Origin of the sequence: Streptomyces sp. NPDC052396, from assembly GCF_044593195.1 — a bacterium.
Classification (GTDB): Bacteria; Actinomycetota; Actinomycetes; order Streptomycetales; family Streptomycetaceae; genus Streptomyces.
Genome location: NZ_JBIUAW010000002.1, coordinates 390,687 through 404,425, shown reverse-complemented (window position 1 = coordinate 404,425; position 13,739 = coordinate 390,687). Strand labels below are relative to the sequence as shown.

Sequence of the window (13,739 nt, the reverse complement as noted above, 5' to 3'; positions counted from 1 at the left end):
GCGCCGCCAAGAATGGAATGCGCCGAATCCGCGCCATCCCCGGAGGAACCCGTGCTGACCACCCCCTGTACCGGCACCGTTGTCGCCCGAGCCACCGGACTGACCAAGGTCTATGGCCAGGGTGAGACCCGGGTGACGGCACTGGACGCGGTCGGGGTGGAGTTCCGCCGGGCCGAGTTCACCGCGATCATGGGCCCGTCCGGCTCCGGCAAGTCCACCCTGATGCACTGCATGGCCGGGCTGGACACCCCCACCTCCGGTTCGGCCCGGATCGGTGAGACGGAGCTGTCCTCACTGGGCGACCGCGAGCTGACCCGGCTGCGCCGGGACAAGGTGGGCTTTGTCTTCCAGGCCTTCAATCTGCTGCCCACCCTCTCCGCGCTGGAGAACATCACCCTGCCGCTGGACATCGCCGGCCGCCGGCCGGATCCCGAGTGGCTGCGGCAGATCGTCACCACCCTGGGCCTGACCGAGCGGCTGGCCCACCGGCCCGCCCAGCTCTCCGGCGGCCAGCAGCAGCGGGTGGCGGTGGCCCGGGCGCTCACCGCCCGCCCCGAGATCATCTTCGCCGATGAGCCGACCGGCAATCTGGACTCCCGCTCCGGCGCCGAACTCCTGGGATTCCTCTGTGAGTCGGTACGGGCCCTGGAGCAGACCGTGGTGATGGTCACCCATGACCCGGTGGCCGCCTCCTACGCGGACCGGGTGCTCTTCCTGGCCGACGGCCGGATCGTGGACGAACTGTGGTCACCGACGGCCCGGGCGGTGCTGGACCGGATGAAGGCGTTCGATGCGAAGGGGCGTCCCGCCTGACGTCATTTTTCAACTGCGGGCTGTTGGTGGCTGATCGCGCCCACGCGGCGGAGCCGCATAAAACTACCGCCCCGCGCCCCTGACGGGGCGCCCCCTCCCGACCGAACCCCCCCGACCCAGGACTTCCCCTTGTTCCGAACCGCCCTGCGCAATCTGCTCGCGCACAAGACCCGGCTGCTGATGACCGCCCTGGCGGTGCTGCTGGGCACCGCCTTTGTCTCCGGCACCCTGGTCTTCAGCGACACCGTCGGCTCCGCCTACCGCAACAAGACGGCCCGCAGCCTGGACGGCGTGGCCGTCTCGGTGACGCCCGGCGGCCCGCGCACCGGCTCCTCGCCCGCCGTCCTGGACTCCCGGCTGGCGGACCGGGTCCGCGCCCTGCCGGGCGTCGGCGCCGTACGCACCTCCGTCACCGGCACCGTCACGGTGGCCGACCGGGACGGCAAACCGGCGGGCCGGGAGTGGGGCGGCGACGGCATCAACTACGCACCCGGCAAGGACGGCCGGGACGACCGCTACCCGCTGCTGAAGGGGCGCGGCCCCGCCTCCGCCGGCGAGATCGCCCTGGACGAGCGCACCGCCGGCCGGACCGGCGCCAGGCTCGGCGGCACCGTGCGGCTGGCCGTGGACGGCCCGGTGCTCACCAAGAAGCTGGTCGGCATCGTGCGGTCCGCCGACCCCAGGGTGGAGTCCGGCGCCAGCCTGGCCCTGTTCGACACCGCCACCGCCCAGCAACTCCTGGGCAAGCCGGGCGAGTTCAGCGAGCTGGTGGTCTCCGCCGCGCCGGGCGCCGACCGGACGGCGCTGACGGCCCGGGTCCGTGCCGCCCTGCCGGCCGGCCTGGAGGCCCGCAGCGGCGCCGAACTGGCGGCCGAGCAGTCCAAGATGATCGACCAGCAGACCAGCTCGATCCGCAAGACCTTCCTGGTGTTCGCCGGAATCTCCTTGTTCGTCGGTGTGTTCATCATCGCCAACACCTTCACCATGCTTATTGCCCAGCGCGGCCGGGAGATCGCCCTGCTGCGGGCGGTGGGGGCGTCCCGCCGCCAGGTGGTGCGCTCGGTGCTGACCGAGGCGGGCCTGCTGGGGCTGGTCTCCTCCGTGCTGGGCTTTGTCCTGGGGCTGGGGATCGCGCTCGGCCTGCGCCCGGTGCTCCAGGCCACCGGTGCGAGCCTGCCGGACGGCCCTCTGGTGATCACCCCCTCGGCCGCGCTGTCCGCGCTGGCGGTGGGCGTCCTGGTGACCGTGCTGGCCGCCTGGCTGCCCTCCCGCCGGGCGGCGAAGATCGCGCCCGTGGAGGCGCTGGCCGCCGTGGACCAGCCCGCCGCGCCCCGCTCCCTGGTGCTGCGCAACTCCCTGGGCGCCGTGCTCACTTCGCTGGGCGTGGCGGTGATGATCCATGTCAGCACCCTGCGCGACAGCGGCGGCCTGGTTCCCGCCATGGCCGGTTCGGCGCTGACCCTGGCCGGTGTCATCGTGCTGGCCCCGCTGCTGTCCCGCCCCTTTGTCACCCTCTTCGGCCGGGCCGCCGTCCGGCTGTCCGGCGTCCCCGGCAAGCTGGCCACCCAGAACGCGCTGCGCAACCCGCGCCGTACCGCCGCCACCGCCTCGGCGCTGATGATCGGGCTGACCCTGATCACCGGTCTGACCGTGGGCGCGGTCTCCGCCGACCGGGGCATGGACCGGATGGGCAGCCAGGACCTGACCGCCGACCTCAAGGTCAGCTCCTCCGCGTTCCGCGGGCTGTCCCCCGATATCGCCCGCACCCTGGCCGGGCAGCCGGGCGTCGAGGCGGCGGTGCCCGTGCGCAGCACCGGCTTCCAGTCCCGGGGCGTACCGGCGAGCCTGGACGCCACCGATCCTTCCGCCATCACCAAGGTGGTCCGCCTCAAGGTGACCGCCGGCTCCCTGTCCGGCGTGCGCGGCGCCTCGGTGGCGGTGTCCCAGGACTACGCCCGGCAGCACGGCCTCCAGGTCGGCTCCGCCCTGCCCATGGAGTTCTACGACGGCAAACGGGCCACCGCGAAGGTGGCCGCCGTCTACGCCGCCAATGACGTACTGGGCTCGGTCACCGCCGCCCCGTCCTTCGTCGACCCGCACCTGGACAAGGTGCGCGACGACCAGGTCCTGATCAAGGCCGCACCCGGCCGGGCGGACGGCCTCCCCGCCGAGCTCCGCAAGTCCCTGGGCGGCAACCCGGTCATCAAGGTGGAGAACCGCGAGGACCTGCGCCGCTCGGCGGCCGGCGACATCGACTCCATCCTCTACCTGATGTACGGGCTGCTGGGCATGGCCGTGGTGATCGCGGTCATCGGCGTGGTCAACACCCTTGCCATGTCGGTCTTCGAGCGCACCCGGGAGATAGGGCTGCTGCGGGCGGTCGGCCTGGACCGCTCCGGGGTGAAGCGGATGGTGCGGCTGGAGTCGGTGGCCATCGCCCTGTTCGGCGCGGTGCTGGGGATCGGCGCCGGCATCTTCCTGGCCTGGTCCGGCGGGCATCTGCTGCGGTCCTCCTTCCCCGAGTACCAAATGGTGGTGCCCTGGGGACGGATCGGCGTCTTCCTGCTGATCGCCCTGGCGGTGGGCGTACTGGCCGCGGTGTGGCCGGCCCGGCGGGCGGCGCGGCTGGATGTTCTGGAGTCCATCGGGGCGCAGTGACGGTACGCGTCACGGGCCGGGCCCTCGCCTCCGGGCAGGCACCTGATGTTCGGTGCGTACCTGAGGGGCGGGGGCCCTTGGCCTACGGGCAACTTGCCCGTGAACGCGCTTCTTTACGACATGGCATCCGTCCGCTGCGCAAGCCCCCGTAGCTCGGATGAGGCAGACCGGCCCGCCACCAGCACCAGGTCCCGGATGGCCGAGCGAGCCTCGACGTGCGAACGGACCATTTCAGGGGCCAGTCGTTCAGCCTCGCCGAAGGACTCGACGGCATCGTCCAGTCGGCGAAGCTGCGCATGTGCCCGCCCCATGTCGAGGGCGAGTCTGGCCTGGCGCTCGACGGACAGAGCCGAGGGGTCCAGCCGACCGCCGACCTCAAGGGCCTCGCCGGCGTCGCCGAGGTCGACCGCCACGGAGACCGCCTGGATCTCTACGTTGAGAGGTCCGAACTCAAGGTTGAAATCATTGCGGTTCTCCCCCAGTTGACGGGCCACCCGACGGGCTTGCTCCATCTCGCGCCGGGCACCGGCACGGTCATCGGTCCGGGCGTGCGCCACTGCCAGCGCCAAGTGCAAGGAGCCCAGGAGGGACAGGACCTCGGGGGTCGGCTCGGCGGAGTCGATGTGCCGATCGAGGGCACTCACCGCGGAGCGAGCCACGTGTTCCGCCTGGTCATACCGCTTGAGCCGGATGCAGGCATGCGCGAGCCGGAAGGTCCCGGCGAAGACCTCCAGGACCTGTCCGGACATCTCGGCGGCGGCGATGGCACGATCCGCCGCCACCCAGGCGGCGTCCGCTTCGTTCTGCCGTGCGAAGGCAGCGGATAGCGCCTGGTACGTCCGAGCGAGGAGGCGATAGACGCGTGGACGGTCGCGTTCGCCGACCGACCGGACCGCGTGCTCCAGTTCAGGCAGGAGCGAAGTCAGCGATGCGCTCAGCTCCGCGAACCGGTCTTCATGAGCCAGGACCCAGGCATCTTCAACCGCCCTGCGCAGACCGGCGAAAGAAGATCCGGGGCGTGCGGCCTTGGGTGCGAGCAGGGCGTCCAGCGCCAGGTGGCCGGAGAGCAGGAGCCGCGCCTGGTCGAGGTCGTTCGGCTGCGGGTCGAATTCGCCATCCGCCGGCACCGGCTGAGGAGCGTCGGGGCGCAACACATGCAGGGGGACGCCAAGCCCGTCAGCCAGCAGACGCAGAACATCCAGCCGGTTGACCGGTTGAACACCACGCTCCACCTGAGAGAGCCAGCTCGTTGTCCGCCCGATCTCGCCGGCCAGTTCCCGTTGGGTCAGCCCACGCCGTGCGCGCAACTCGGCCACCCGTGCGCCGAACGCACGGCGCCCTTCCGCAGTCACCGTCGCGCTCACGCCTTTCCGTCGAGGCGCTCCAGGAAGGTCACCTCGGTGCTGGACACGAACCTCTCGCGCTCTTCGAGGAATTGCCTGGTGTGTGCCTGCCGTTCGTGTGCGTCGAACGCTTCGCGGTCCTCGTACAGCTCGTAGAAGACACGCACATCCGGCTCGTCCGGTACTCGGTGGACCGTATACACCACGGTCCCCGGCTCGTACCGCCGGATCCCGCCCAGCATCCGGGACACCAACTCGTCGAAGGCGGCGGCAGCTTGTGAGTCAAGCAGCTTGAAGCGCACGACAAGACCGAAGCCTCCGGCCATGTTCCTTCTCCTCTCAAGTCGCACCAAGGCTCTCAGAACGCGAGCAACAGGGCCAGTCGCAGAGTTTCTTGACTCACAGAAACACTGCGAGTAACTTCGCGGTCACCCTGCCGGTGAGCCGTGGTTCGAGCGGCCTCAGGGCAGGCTCTCGCGTCATGCCCATGCGCGGGATCAGAACGGCCCCGGCGCGTGGTTCACCGGTGCTGCTACCGGACAAGCCCTCGCCGAGGCGACGACATCTCACCCCTGATGTGAGCAGAAGGTTCGATGCGCGACCAGGCCAACGGTCCGGCAGACACATCAAGTCACTCCACGGCAGTACGCTGCACCCAGTGCACGAAGATCAAGGAAATGTGGCGCGAGGCCGACCGGAGGAACGATGTCCGGGTGGCCGAAACCATGACCGTGGCGATGGGGCGGCATCTGCGGGCGGCCCACGGATGACGGTCATCTCATCCGCCAACCGCTTGGCAGATGACTCCAATTGCCGCCACACCGATATGGCATGCACCGCAGCGGACGGCATGACGCCATGCACCGGATGCGGCATGCGCCGAGCAGTCGGCTGCCAAGCCGTGGCCCTCGCCCTGGAAATTCCAGAACGAACCCACCCTCACGGTCCGACTTCCGTGTCCTTCGGCGTCATGAGACTCAGCAACGGGACGGACAACCGGCGCAGCGAACTGAGCAGGAAGGTACGCGAAGCGAACCTCCAAAGCGCTCGAGGAAGGCCGTGATCGGGTGCGGAAGCGCCCAATGAGCGAGCCGGACCCTCACCTTGAGGTAAGTGCGCACTATTAAGTGCGTACTTGAGCGGCGGTGGCGGGTGGCCGAGCCTGGTGCGAGCGAACTCCCCGTACTTCTGGAGCACTTACACCATGAGCAACTCCCCTGTCACCGTCCTCGGCCTGGGCGCCATGGGCAAGGCGCTGGCCACCGCCTTTGTCACCAACGGCCATCCGACGACGGTATGGAACCGCACCCCGGAGAAGGCCGCCCCGCTGGTCGCGTTGGGCGCCATGCGCGCGGACGACGTGGCCGGGGCGGCGGCGGCCGGTGAGCTGGTGGTCGTCTGTCTGCTGGACTATGACTCGGTGTACCAGGCGCTGGCGCCCGCCACCGACGCCCTCAAGGGCCGGACCCTGGTCAACCTCACCAATGGCACTCCGCGCCAGGCGCGCGAGATGGCCGGCTGGGCCGCCGCGCACGGCATTTCCTATCTGGACGGCGGGATCATGGCCATCCCGCCGGGTATCGGCACGGACCAGGCATTCGTTCTCTACAGCGGCCCCGGGGGCGTCTTCGAGGCCCACCGCCCGGCCCTGGAGCGGCTGGGCGCCGCCCACTTCGCCGGGGAGGACCCCGGCCTGGCCGCGCTGTACGACATCGCGCTGCTCAGCGGGATGTACGGGCTGTTCAGCGGGGTGCTGCACGCCTTGGCGCTGGTGAACTCCCAGGAGGGGGCGTCCGTCACCGGGTTCGCCCCCATGCTCGGTGAGTGGATCGGGGCCATGGCGGGCAGCATCCCGCACCATGCGCGGCAGATCGAGTCCGGCGACTATACGCAGGGCGTGGTCTCCGGCATCGGCATGCAGGCGGCGGCCTTCGACAACCTGCTGCACACGGCGGAGGACCAGGGCATCCGGCCCGTCCTCTTCACGGCCCTTCGCGACCTGATGAAGCGGCGGGTCGCCGACGGGCATGGCGCGGAAGATATTTCGGGCCTGGTGGAGCTGCTGCGCGGTTGACCGGGGACGGGATCAGATCAGAGTCCACTGCTGATTGGTGCCGGCGTTGCAGGTGTACTGCTCCAGGACCGTCTTGTCCTGGGTACTGAAGCCCGGCACATCAAGGCACTTGCCGCTGCTCACATTCACCATTTCCCAGTAACCGTTGCCGAGGGGGCGGAGCCGCCACTGCTGGTTGGTGCCGCCATTGCACGGGTACTGCTCGATGGCCGTCTTGTCCTGGCTGCTGAAGCCCGGAACATCCAGGCATTTGCCGCTGTTGACATTGGAGACCGTATAGAGGAGATCGCCGAGATAACGGAATGTCCACCGCTGGTTGGCGCCGCCATTGCAGGTGTACTGCTCCACGCGTGTCTTGTCCTGGGTGCTGAAGCCCGGAACGTCGGCGCATTTACGGCTGTTGGCATTGATGAGCTGCTCATACGGGGGACCTGCCGCCGGCCGCTCGGCTCCGGCGGCCGGCGCGGACTGCGCCATCACGATCCCCAGTGTCACCGCCCCCATGGACACCAGGAGGCGCTGTCCGGCAGTTGTATTCATACCCGCTCCCCTTTCCCCGCTTTCCCTCGAAGCTAGGGGATGGGGAACGGGCCGCGGCATCCCCGGATTTGAGGATGGCGCACGGCCGGCGCGGGAGAGTATGGGGCGCGGGCGCTCACAACAGCCTCGCGACCTCCTCCGCCGACAGCTCCAGGTCCCCCGCCCCCGCCGAATCCCGGATCGATTCCGGGCGCGACGCACCCGGAATCGGCACTACCACCGGGGACAGTGCCAACAGCCAGGCCAGGCAGACCTGTTGCGGGCTGACGCCATGTTCCCGGGCCACCCGGTGGAACTCCGGGAGGGCGAGCCCCGCCTCTCCCGGCCCGTCCAGCGCACTGCGCGAAATCCCGCCCAGCGGGCTCCACGGCAGGAAGGCCAGCCCCAGGCGTTCGCACAATCGCAGTTCGGCCTCGGCGTCCCGCACCGCCGGGGAGAACCGGTTCTGGACGGACACCAGCCGGTCGCCGAGGATCCGGGAAGCCTCCTCGATCTGGGCGGTGTTGACATTGGAGATCCCGGCCGCCCGGATCTTGCCCTCCGCCGCCAGCTCCGCGAGGGCGCCTACCGACTCCGCCCACGGCACCGAGGGGTCCGGCTTGTGCAGCTGGTAGAGGCCGATGGCCTCGACGCCGAGCCGCCGGAGCGAGCCCTCGCAGGCCCGCTTGAGGTGTTCCGGGGTGCCGGTGACCGTCCAGGATCCGTCGCCGGGCCGTCCCCGGCCGCCCTTGGTGGCGATCAGCACCCCGTCCTTGTCGCCCGGGTAGCTCGCCAGCGCCCGGGCGACCAGCGACTCATTGTGTCCGGTCTCCCCGGGCAGCAGGTGGTAGGAGTCGGCCGTGTCGATCAGGGTGACCCCGGCGTCCAGGGCGGCATGGACGGTGGCGATGGCGCGTGCCTCGTCCGGGCGCCCCTCGATGGACAGCGGCATGGCGCCCAGTCCGATCGCGCCTACCGTGACCTCACCGATTCCGCGCTGACGCATATCAGATACCTTCCGGGAGTTCTTGGGCGATCAGGCCCGGCAGCCAGTCCTCGGTGTGGGAGAAGCGGTAACCGAGCCGCTCCGCACGGGAGTTGTCCATGGCGTAGTAGCGGTCGAAGGCGAAGGGCGACGCCTGGGCGGCATCCGCCGCCACCTCGCGGTAGACCGGCGGGCGGCCGGCCCGGGCGCCAATGAGCTCGCACAGGCCGGTCACCGAGAGCGCGCCATGGGAGCAGGCATTGACCGCACCGGTGAAGTCCGCGCCCGCCGCCCACACCAGGAAGTCCGCGATCTCATGGGCGTTGGTGAAGGACGAGGGGTGGTTCACCGGATGGACGTCCACCGGCCGCCCCGCGCCCACCCGTTCCAGATAGTGCCGCAGCCGCCCCGTGAAGTCGGCGCCCCCGCCGCCCAGGACATGCGCGGACCGGACGGCGGCGAACGCAAAGACGGGGTCACGCGACAGCACCGCCTCGGCCTGCCGCTTGCCCTCAGCGTAGTGGCGGCCACGGAACTCCGGGTCCTCCCAGGGGAGTTCGGTACGCACCTCCTGGCGGGACGGGTCCACCGCGTCCTCGGTGAGCGGGACCTCGCCGCCGCGGACCGCCGCCGGGCGGTCCGCCGGGTCGTAGACCTCGATGGTCGAGGTCATCACATAGCGCGCCGTACGCCCGCCGAAGACCTCGCGCGCCACGGCCGCCTGCTTCGGCGTGTAGCAGACCTGGTCGATGACCACGTCAAAGGTGCGGTCACCCAGTGCGGCGGCCAGGCCCCGGGCGTCGTCACGGTCGGCGACCAGTTGGGCCGTGCCCGGCGGGGCCGGGGCCGAACCACGGTTGATCACGGTGACCTTGGCGCCCGCGTCCCGCAGCCGCCGCACCACTTCCCTGCCGAAATACCGGCTGCCCCCGATGACGGCCACCTCACGCATCACATTCCCCTTCAGTCCCTTTGGATGCCTTGAGCCTGCCGGAATACGATCACCAGCAGAAGTGGGGACTTGCTTAATCCGTCGTTAGGAAAACTGATGATCGATGTCCAGCGGCTGCGCACCCTCCGCGAGGTGGCCCGGCACGGCAGTTTCAACCGGGCGGCCGCCGCCCTGTTGCTGACCCCCTCCGCCGTGTCCCAGCAAATAGCCGCCCTGGAACGGAGCTTGGGCACCCCGGTGGTGCACCGCAGCACCCGGGGCGTGACCCTCACCGATCCCGGGCGGCTGCTGGTGGAGACGGCGGAGACGGTGGACGCCGAGCTGAACCAGGCCCGGCGGCGGATCGACCGGCTGGCCGCGGGCAGCACCGGGCTGACCGTGGCCACCTTCGCCAGCGGCGGCCGGCGGCTGCTGCCCCCGGCGCTGACCCGGTTTGTCACCGAGCACCCCGGGGTGGAACTGACCGTGCTCCAGCGGGAACCGGAGGACAGCCTGCCGCTGGTCCGCGAGGGCCGGGCCGATCTGGCGCTGGCCTATCACTTCGACGGCCCGCTACCGGTGCGGGCCGGGCTGGAGTGGACGCCGCTGACGGCGGATCCGCTGTCGGCCGTCCTGCCGCGCGGGCACCGCCTGGCCGGCCGGGACATGCTGGAGATGGCCGAACTCTTCGAGGAACGCTGGGTGTTGGGGTGTATGAAGACCCAGGCGTTCCTGGCCCGGTACGCCGCCCTGGCCGGCCGTGAACTGCGGATCGCCGCCGCGACCACCGACTACTTCTTCGCCCAGACCCTGGTCTCGGCCGGGGTGGGCGTCTCGCTGATTCCCAGCGTCGCCCTGGACCCGTCCGCCGAGGAGCTGGCCGTCGTCCCGCTCGCCCAGCCGTGTCCCGCCCGCTGGATCGGGGTGGCCACCCCCGCCGGCCACCGGGTGCGGCCCCATGCCCGGGCGTTGCTGGCGGCCCTGCGGGCAGACATCCGCCCCGACCGGTAACCCGGCCGGGGCGTAAGGGAGTTGAGCTTCGGGGCTAGAAGACGGACTCCGCCTCGTCCATGCGGTCCTCCGGTACCCGCTTGAGCTCGGTGATCGCGTCCGCCAGCGGCACCATGGTGATGTGGGTGCCGCGCAGGGCGGTCATCTTGCCGAACTCGCCGCGGTGCGCGGCCTCCACGGCGTGCCAGCCGAAGCGGGTGGCCAGGACGCGGTCATAGGCGGTGGGGGTGCCACCGCGCTGGACATGCCCCAGGATGACCGGGCGGGCCTCCTTGCCCAGGCGGCGCTCCAGCTCACCGGCCAGCTTGGTGCCGATGCCGGCGAACCGCTCATGGCCGAACTGGTCTATGGCGCCCTTGGCGTAGTCCATGGTGCCCTCGGCCGGGTGCGCGCCCTCGGCCACACAGATCACGGCGAACTTCTTGCCCCGGGCGAAGCGTTCCTCGACCATCGACACCAGGTCGGCCGGGTTGAAGGGCCGCTCCGGCAGACAGATGCCATGGGCACCGCCGGCCATGCCGGACTCCAGGGCGATCCAGCCGGCGTGGCGGCCCATGACCTCGACGACCATCACCCGCTGGTGGGACTCGGCGGTGGTCTTCAGCCGGTCGATGGCCTCGGTGGCGACGCCGACGGCCGTGTCGAAGCCGAAGGTGCGGTCGGTGGAGGAGATGTCGTTGTCAATGGTCTTGGGCACGCCCACCACGGGCAGGCCCGCCTCGGAGAGCATCCGGGCCGCGGTCAGGGTGCCCTCGCCGCCGATCGGGATCAGAGCGTCGATCCCGTACTCGCGGGAGAAGTCCTTGGCGGTCTCGCAGGCCTCGCGCAGCCGGTCGCGCTCCAGCCGGGCCGAGCCCAGGATGGTGCCGCCACGGGCCAGGATGCCGCTGACCGCGTCCAGGTCGAGCTTGCGGAAGCGTCCTTCGAGCAGGCCCTTGAAGCCGTCCTCGAAGCCGATGACCTCGTCGCCGTGCTCCACCAGCGCCCGGTGCACCACCGAGCGGATAACAGCGTTCAGGCCAGGGCAGTCGCCGCCCGCGGTGAGGACTCCGATGCGCATCGTGCTGTGTCTCCTGCTCGCTACTGGTACCTGTGAGCCGGACCCGATTGTTCCATGGGCCCGCCGGTGCTGCCGCATCCACGGTCACCCGCCTGACGCGCGCCTTATCCACGGTCGCAGGTATTGTCAAGAGGGCAAGGCCACCCTATCGGGTAATTTCACGGGCCGAGCCGGCTCGGGCAGCCAAGCTCAGGCATCAGGCTCAGGCATCACGACAGCCATGGAACGAGGAGAGCACGCGTGACGCGCAGCGTGTACGTGACCGGGACCGACCGGGGAGACGGCCGCCAGGTCATCGAGCTGGGAGTCATGGAGCTTCTGACCCGCCACGTCGACCGGGTGGGGGTCTTCAGGCCGCTGGTCCACGGTGACGGTCCCGACCGTCTGTTCGACCTGCTGCGGTCCCGCTACCGCCTGGCCCAGTCCCCCGAAAGCGTCTATGGCCTCAGCTATGCCGAGGCATCCGCCCTGCAGGCCGAGCGCGGCACCGACGAGTTGGTCTCCTGCCTGGTCGAGCGCTATCTGGCGGTGGCCCGGGAGTATGAGTACGTACTGGTGCTGGGCACCGACTATGTGGGCTCCAACCTCCCCGACGAGCTGGCCCTCAACGCCCGGCTGGCCAATGAGTTCGGCGCCTCGGTGATCACCGTGGTGGGCGGCCAGGACCAGACCGCCGAGTCGGTGCGGGCCGAGGCACGCAACGCCTACCGCGCCTACCGGGCGCTGGACTGCGATGTGGTGGCCCTGGTGGTCAACCGGGTCGCCCCCGCCGACCGCGAGGCGATAGCCGAGCCGCTGGCCGCGAGCCTGCCGGTGCCCTGCTACGCACTGCCCGAGGACACCACGCTCTCCGCGCCCACCGTGGCCCAGATCGTCCGCAAGCTGGGCGCCGAGGTGCTGCTCGGTGACGACGCCGGGCTGGCCCGGGACGCCAAGGACTTTGTCTTCGGCGGCGCCATGCTGCCCGTCTTCCTGCCCGCCCTGACCGATGGCTGCCTGGTGGTCACCCCCGGCGACCGGGTCGACCTGGTCATCGGCGCGCTGGCCGCGCACAGCGCCGGCGCCCCGCCCATCGCCGGTGTGCTGCTGACCCTGGACCAGAAGCCCGGCCCGGAGATCCTGGCGCTGGCCGGCCGGCTGGCCCCCGGCACTCCGGTGGCGCTGGTGCCGGAGGGTTCCTTCCCCACCGCCGCCGAGCTGTTCGCCATCGAGGGCAAGCTGGACGGCAGCTCGCCGCGCAAGGCCGAGACCGCCCTGGGCCTGTTCGAACGGCATGTGGACACCGCCGAGCTGACCGACCGGATCTCGGTGGCCCGCTCCGTCCGGGTCACCCCCATGATGTTCGAGCACGAGCTGATCGAGCGCTCCCGCTCCGCCCGCCGCCGGGTGGTGCTGCCCGAGGGCACCGAGGACCGGGTGCTGCGCGCCGCGGATGTGCTGCTGCGCCGTGACGTCTGTGACCTGACCCTGCTGGGCGAGGCGGACATCATCCGCAAGCGCGCCGCCGACCTGGGCATCGACCTGGGCGAGGCGCAGCTGATCGACCCGCAGACCTCCCCGCTGCGCGAGCGCTTCGCCGAGATCTACGCCAAGGCCCGTGCGCACAAGGGCATGACGGTGGAGCTGGCCCATGATGTGGTCGCCGATGTCTCCTACTTCGGCACCCTGATGGTCCAGGAGGGCCTGGCCGACGGCATGGTCTCCGGTGCGGTGCACTCCACCGCCGCCACCATCCGCCCCGCCTTCGAGATCATCAAGACCGCGCCGGGCGCCCAGATCGTGTCCTCGGTGTTCTTTATGTGCCTGGCCGACCGGGTGCTGGTGTACGGCGACTGCGCGGTCAACCCCGACCCCAACGCCGAGCAGCTGGCGGACATCGCCATCCAGTCCGCCGCCACCGCCACCCAGTTCGGGGTGCAGCCGCGGATCGCCATGCTGTCCTACTCCACCGGCACCTCGGGCTCCGGCGCCGATGTCGACAAGGTCCGCCGGGCCACCGAGCTGGTCCGCGAGCGCCGCCCGGATCTGCTGGTGGAGGGCCCCATCCAGTACGACGCCGCGGTGGACGCGGCGGTCGCCGCCACCAAGCTGCCCGGCTCCGAGGTCGCCGGCCAGGCCACCGTGCTGGTCTTCCCCGACCTCAACACCGGCAACAACACCTATAAGGCCGTCCAGCGCTCCGCCGGAGCGGTCGCGGTCGGCCCCGTCCTGCAGGGTCTGCGCAAGCCGGTCAACGACCTCTCGCGCGGTGCGCTGGTGCAGGACATCGTCAACACCGTGGCCATCACGGCCATCCAGGCCCAGGGCGAGCAGCGCGGCGAGCGCGTCGAGCCCTGATGCCCAAC

13 protein-coding genes are annotated in these 13,739 nt (G+C 70.6%); 7 read left to right on the top strand and 6 right to left on the bottom strand.

The genetic code is table 11. The features are described 5' to 3' along the window. Positions 1-12: 12 nt before the first annotated feature. Both ACIHFE_RS06930 and ACIHFE_RS06925 read left to right on the top strand, forming a co-directional pair. Positions 13-813, top strand: coding sequence for an ABC transporter ATP-binding protein (locus ACIHFE_RS06930; protein WP_400104759.1), 801 nt, complete (start codon positions 13-15; stop codon positions 811-813). A 129-nt stretch (positions 814-942) separates the two neighbouring features. Continuing rightward, complete coding sequence (locus ACIHFE_RS06925) at positions 943-3,471, top strand: ABC transporter permease (protein ID WP_400104758.1); 2,529 nt, start codon at positions 943-945, stop codon at positions 3,469-3,471. 113 nt (positions 3,472-3,584) lie between these two features. Here ACIHFE_RS06925 and ACIHFE_RS06920 read toward each other — a convergent pair whose 3' ends face one another. Beyond that, entirely contained in the window at positions 3,585-4,835 is a 1,251-nt protein-coding gene (locus ACIHFE_RS06920; protein WP_400104757.1) for a helix-turn-helix domain-containing protein, read from the bottom strand. Next, positions 4,832-5,140 carry a putative quinol monooxygenase gene (locus tag ACIHFE_RS06915; RefSeq protein WP_400104756.1) on the bottom strand — a complete coding sequence of 103 codons (309 nt, stop codon included), beginning with the start codon at positions 5,138-5,140 and terminating at the stop codon, positions 4,832-4,834. The genes ACIHFE_RS06920 and ACIHFE_RS06915 overlap by 4 nt, the downstream gene beginning before the upstream one ends. Positions 5,141-5,407: 267 nt before the next feature. Here ACIHFE_RS06915 and ACIHFE_RS06910 point away from each other — a divergent pair, with 267 nt between their 5' ends. From ACIHFE_RS06910 to ACIHFE_RS06900, 3 genes are all read left to right on the top strand, one after another. Beyond that, a complete protein-coding gene (locus ACIHFE_RS06910) occupies positions 5,408-5,584 on the top strand; it encodes a hypothetical protein (RefSeq protein WP_400104755.1) in 177 nt (58 codons plus the stop codon). Next, a complete protein-coding gene (locus tag ACIHFE_RS06905; RefSeq protein WP_400104754.1) occupies positions 5,581-5,877 on the top strand; it encodes a DUF6255 family natural product biosynthesis protein in 297 nt (98 codons plus the stop codon). The genes ACIHFE_RS06910 and ACIHFE_RS06905 overlap by 4 nt, the downstream gene beginning before the upstream one ends. 141 nt (positions 5,878-6,018) lie before the next feature. Continuing rightward, positions 6,019-6,888 carry an NAD(P)-dependent oxidoreductase gene (locus ACIHFE_RS06900; protein ID WP_400104753.1) on the top strand — a complete coding sequence of 290 codons (870 nt, stop codon included), beginning with the start codon at positions 6,019-6,021 and terminating at the stop codon, positions 6,886-6,888. Positions 6,889-6,900: 12 nt separating this feature from the next. Here ACIHFE_RS06900 and ACIHFE_RS06895 read toward each other — a convergent pair whose 3' ends face one another. The 3 genes from ACIHFE_RS06895 to ACIHFE_RS06885 all read right to left on the bottom strand — a co-directional run bounded on the left by ACIHFE_RS06895 (position 6,901) and on the right by ACIHFE_RS06885 (position 9,344). Further along, entirely contained in the window at positions 6,901-7,428 is a 528-nt protein-coding gene (locus tag ACIHFE_RS06895; protein ID WP_400104752.1) for an RICIN domain-containing protein, read from the bottom strand. Positions 7,429-7,543: 115 nt separating this feature from the next. Further along, positions 7,544-8,413: an aldo/keto reductase gene (locus ACIHFE_RS06890; protein ID WP_400104751.1), complete on the bottom strand. Its 870-nt coding sequence runs from the start codon at positions 8,411-8,413 to the stop codon at positions 7,544-7,546. A gap of 1 nt (position 8,414) precedes the next feature. After that, on the bottom strand, positions 8,415-9,344 hold the full coding sequence (locus ACIHFE_RS06885; protein ID WP_400104750.1) for a reductase: 930 nt from the start codon (positions 9,342-9,344) through the stop codon (positions 8,415-8,417). A gap of 96 nt (positions 9,345-9,440) precedes the next feature. On the opposite strand from ACIHFE_RS06885, the gene ACIHFE_RS06880 reads away from it, so the two are divergent. Beyond that, positions 9,441-10,334, top strand: a complete 894-nt coding sequence (locus ACIHFE_RS06880) for a LysR family transcriptional regulator (RefSeq protein WP_400104749.1) — start codon at positions 9,441-9,443, stop codon at positions 10,332-10,334. Between the two features lie 34 nt (positions 10,335-10,368). On the opposite strand, the gene ACIHFE_RS06875 is transcribed toward ACIHFE_RS06880, so the two are convergent. Then, positions 10,369-11,394, bottom strand: a complete 1,026-nt coding sequence (locus ACIHFE_RS06875; protein ID WP_400104748.1) for an ATP-dependent 6-phosphofructokinase — start codon at positions 11,392-11,394, stop codon at positions 10,369-10,371. 240 nt (positions 11,395-11,634) lie between these two features. Between ACIHFE_RS06875 and pta the strand changes: the two genes are divergently transcribed. Further along, a complete protein-coding gene (pta, locus tag ACIHFE_RS06870; RefSeq protein WP_400104747.1) occupies positions 11,635-13,731 on the top strand; it encodes a phosphate acetyltransferase in 2,097 nt (698 codons plus the stop codon). Positions 13,732-13,739: the final 8 nt, after the last annotated feature.

Excerpts from the sequence above, each read along its gene's own strand:
- ACIHFE_RS06875 (WP_400104748.1), bottom strand. The coding sequence starts at position 11,394 with ATGCGCATCGGAGTCCTCACCGCGGGCGGCGACTGCCCTGGCCTGAAC.
- ACIHFE_RS06895 (WP_400104752.1), bottom strand. The coding sequence starts at position 7,428 with ATGAATACAACTGCCGGACAGCGCCTCCTGGTGTCCATGGGGGCGGTG.
- ACIHFE_RS06910 (WP_400104755.1), top strand. The coding sequence starts at position 5,408 with ATGCGCGACCAGGCCAACGGTCCGGCAGACACATCAAGTCACTCCACG.
- ACIHFE_RS06900 (WP_400104753.1), top strand. The coding sequence starts at position 6,019 with ATGAGCAACTCCCCTGTCACCGTCCTCGGCCTGGGCGCCATGGGCAAG.
- ACIHFE_RS06890 (WP_400104751.1), bottom strand. The coding sequence starts at position 8,413 with ATGCGTCAGCGCGGAATCGGTGAGGTCACGGTAGGCGCGATCGGACTG.
- ACIHFE_RS06930 (WP_400104759.1), top strand. The coding sequence starts at position 13 with ATGGAATGCGCCGAATCCGCGCCATCCCCGGAGGAACCCGTGCTGACC.
- ACIHFE_RS06880 (WP_400104749.1), top strand. The coding sequence starts at position 9,441 with ATGATCGATGTCCAGCGGCTGCGCACCCTCCGCGAGGTGGCCCGGCAC.
- ACIHFE_RS06885 (WP_400104750.1), bottom strand. The coding sequence starts at position 9,344 with ATGCGTGAGGTGGCCGTCATCGGGGGCAGCCGGTATTTCGGCAGGGAA.
- ACIHFE_RS06905 (WP_400104754.1), top strand. The coding sequence starts at position 5,581 with ATGACGGTCATCTCATCCGCCAACCGCTTGGCAGATGACTCCAATTGC.
- ACIHFE_RS06915 (WP_400104756.1), bottom strand. The coding sequence starts at position 5,140 with ATGGCCGGAGGCTTCGGTCTTGTCGTGCGCTTCAAGCTGCTTGACTCA.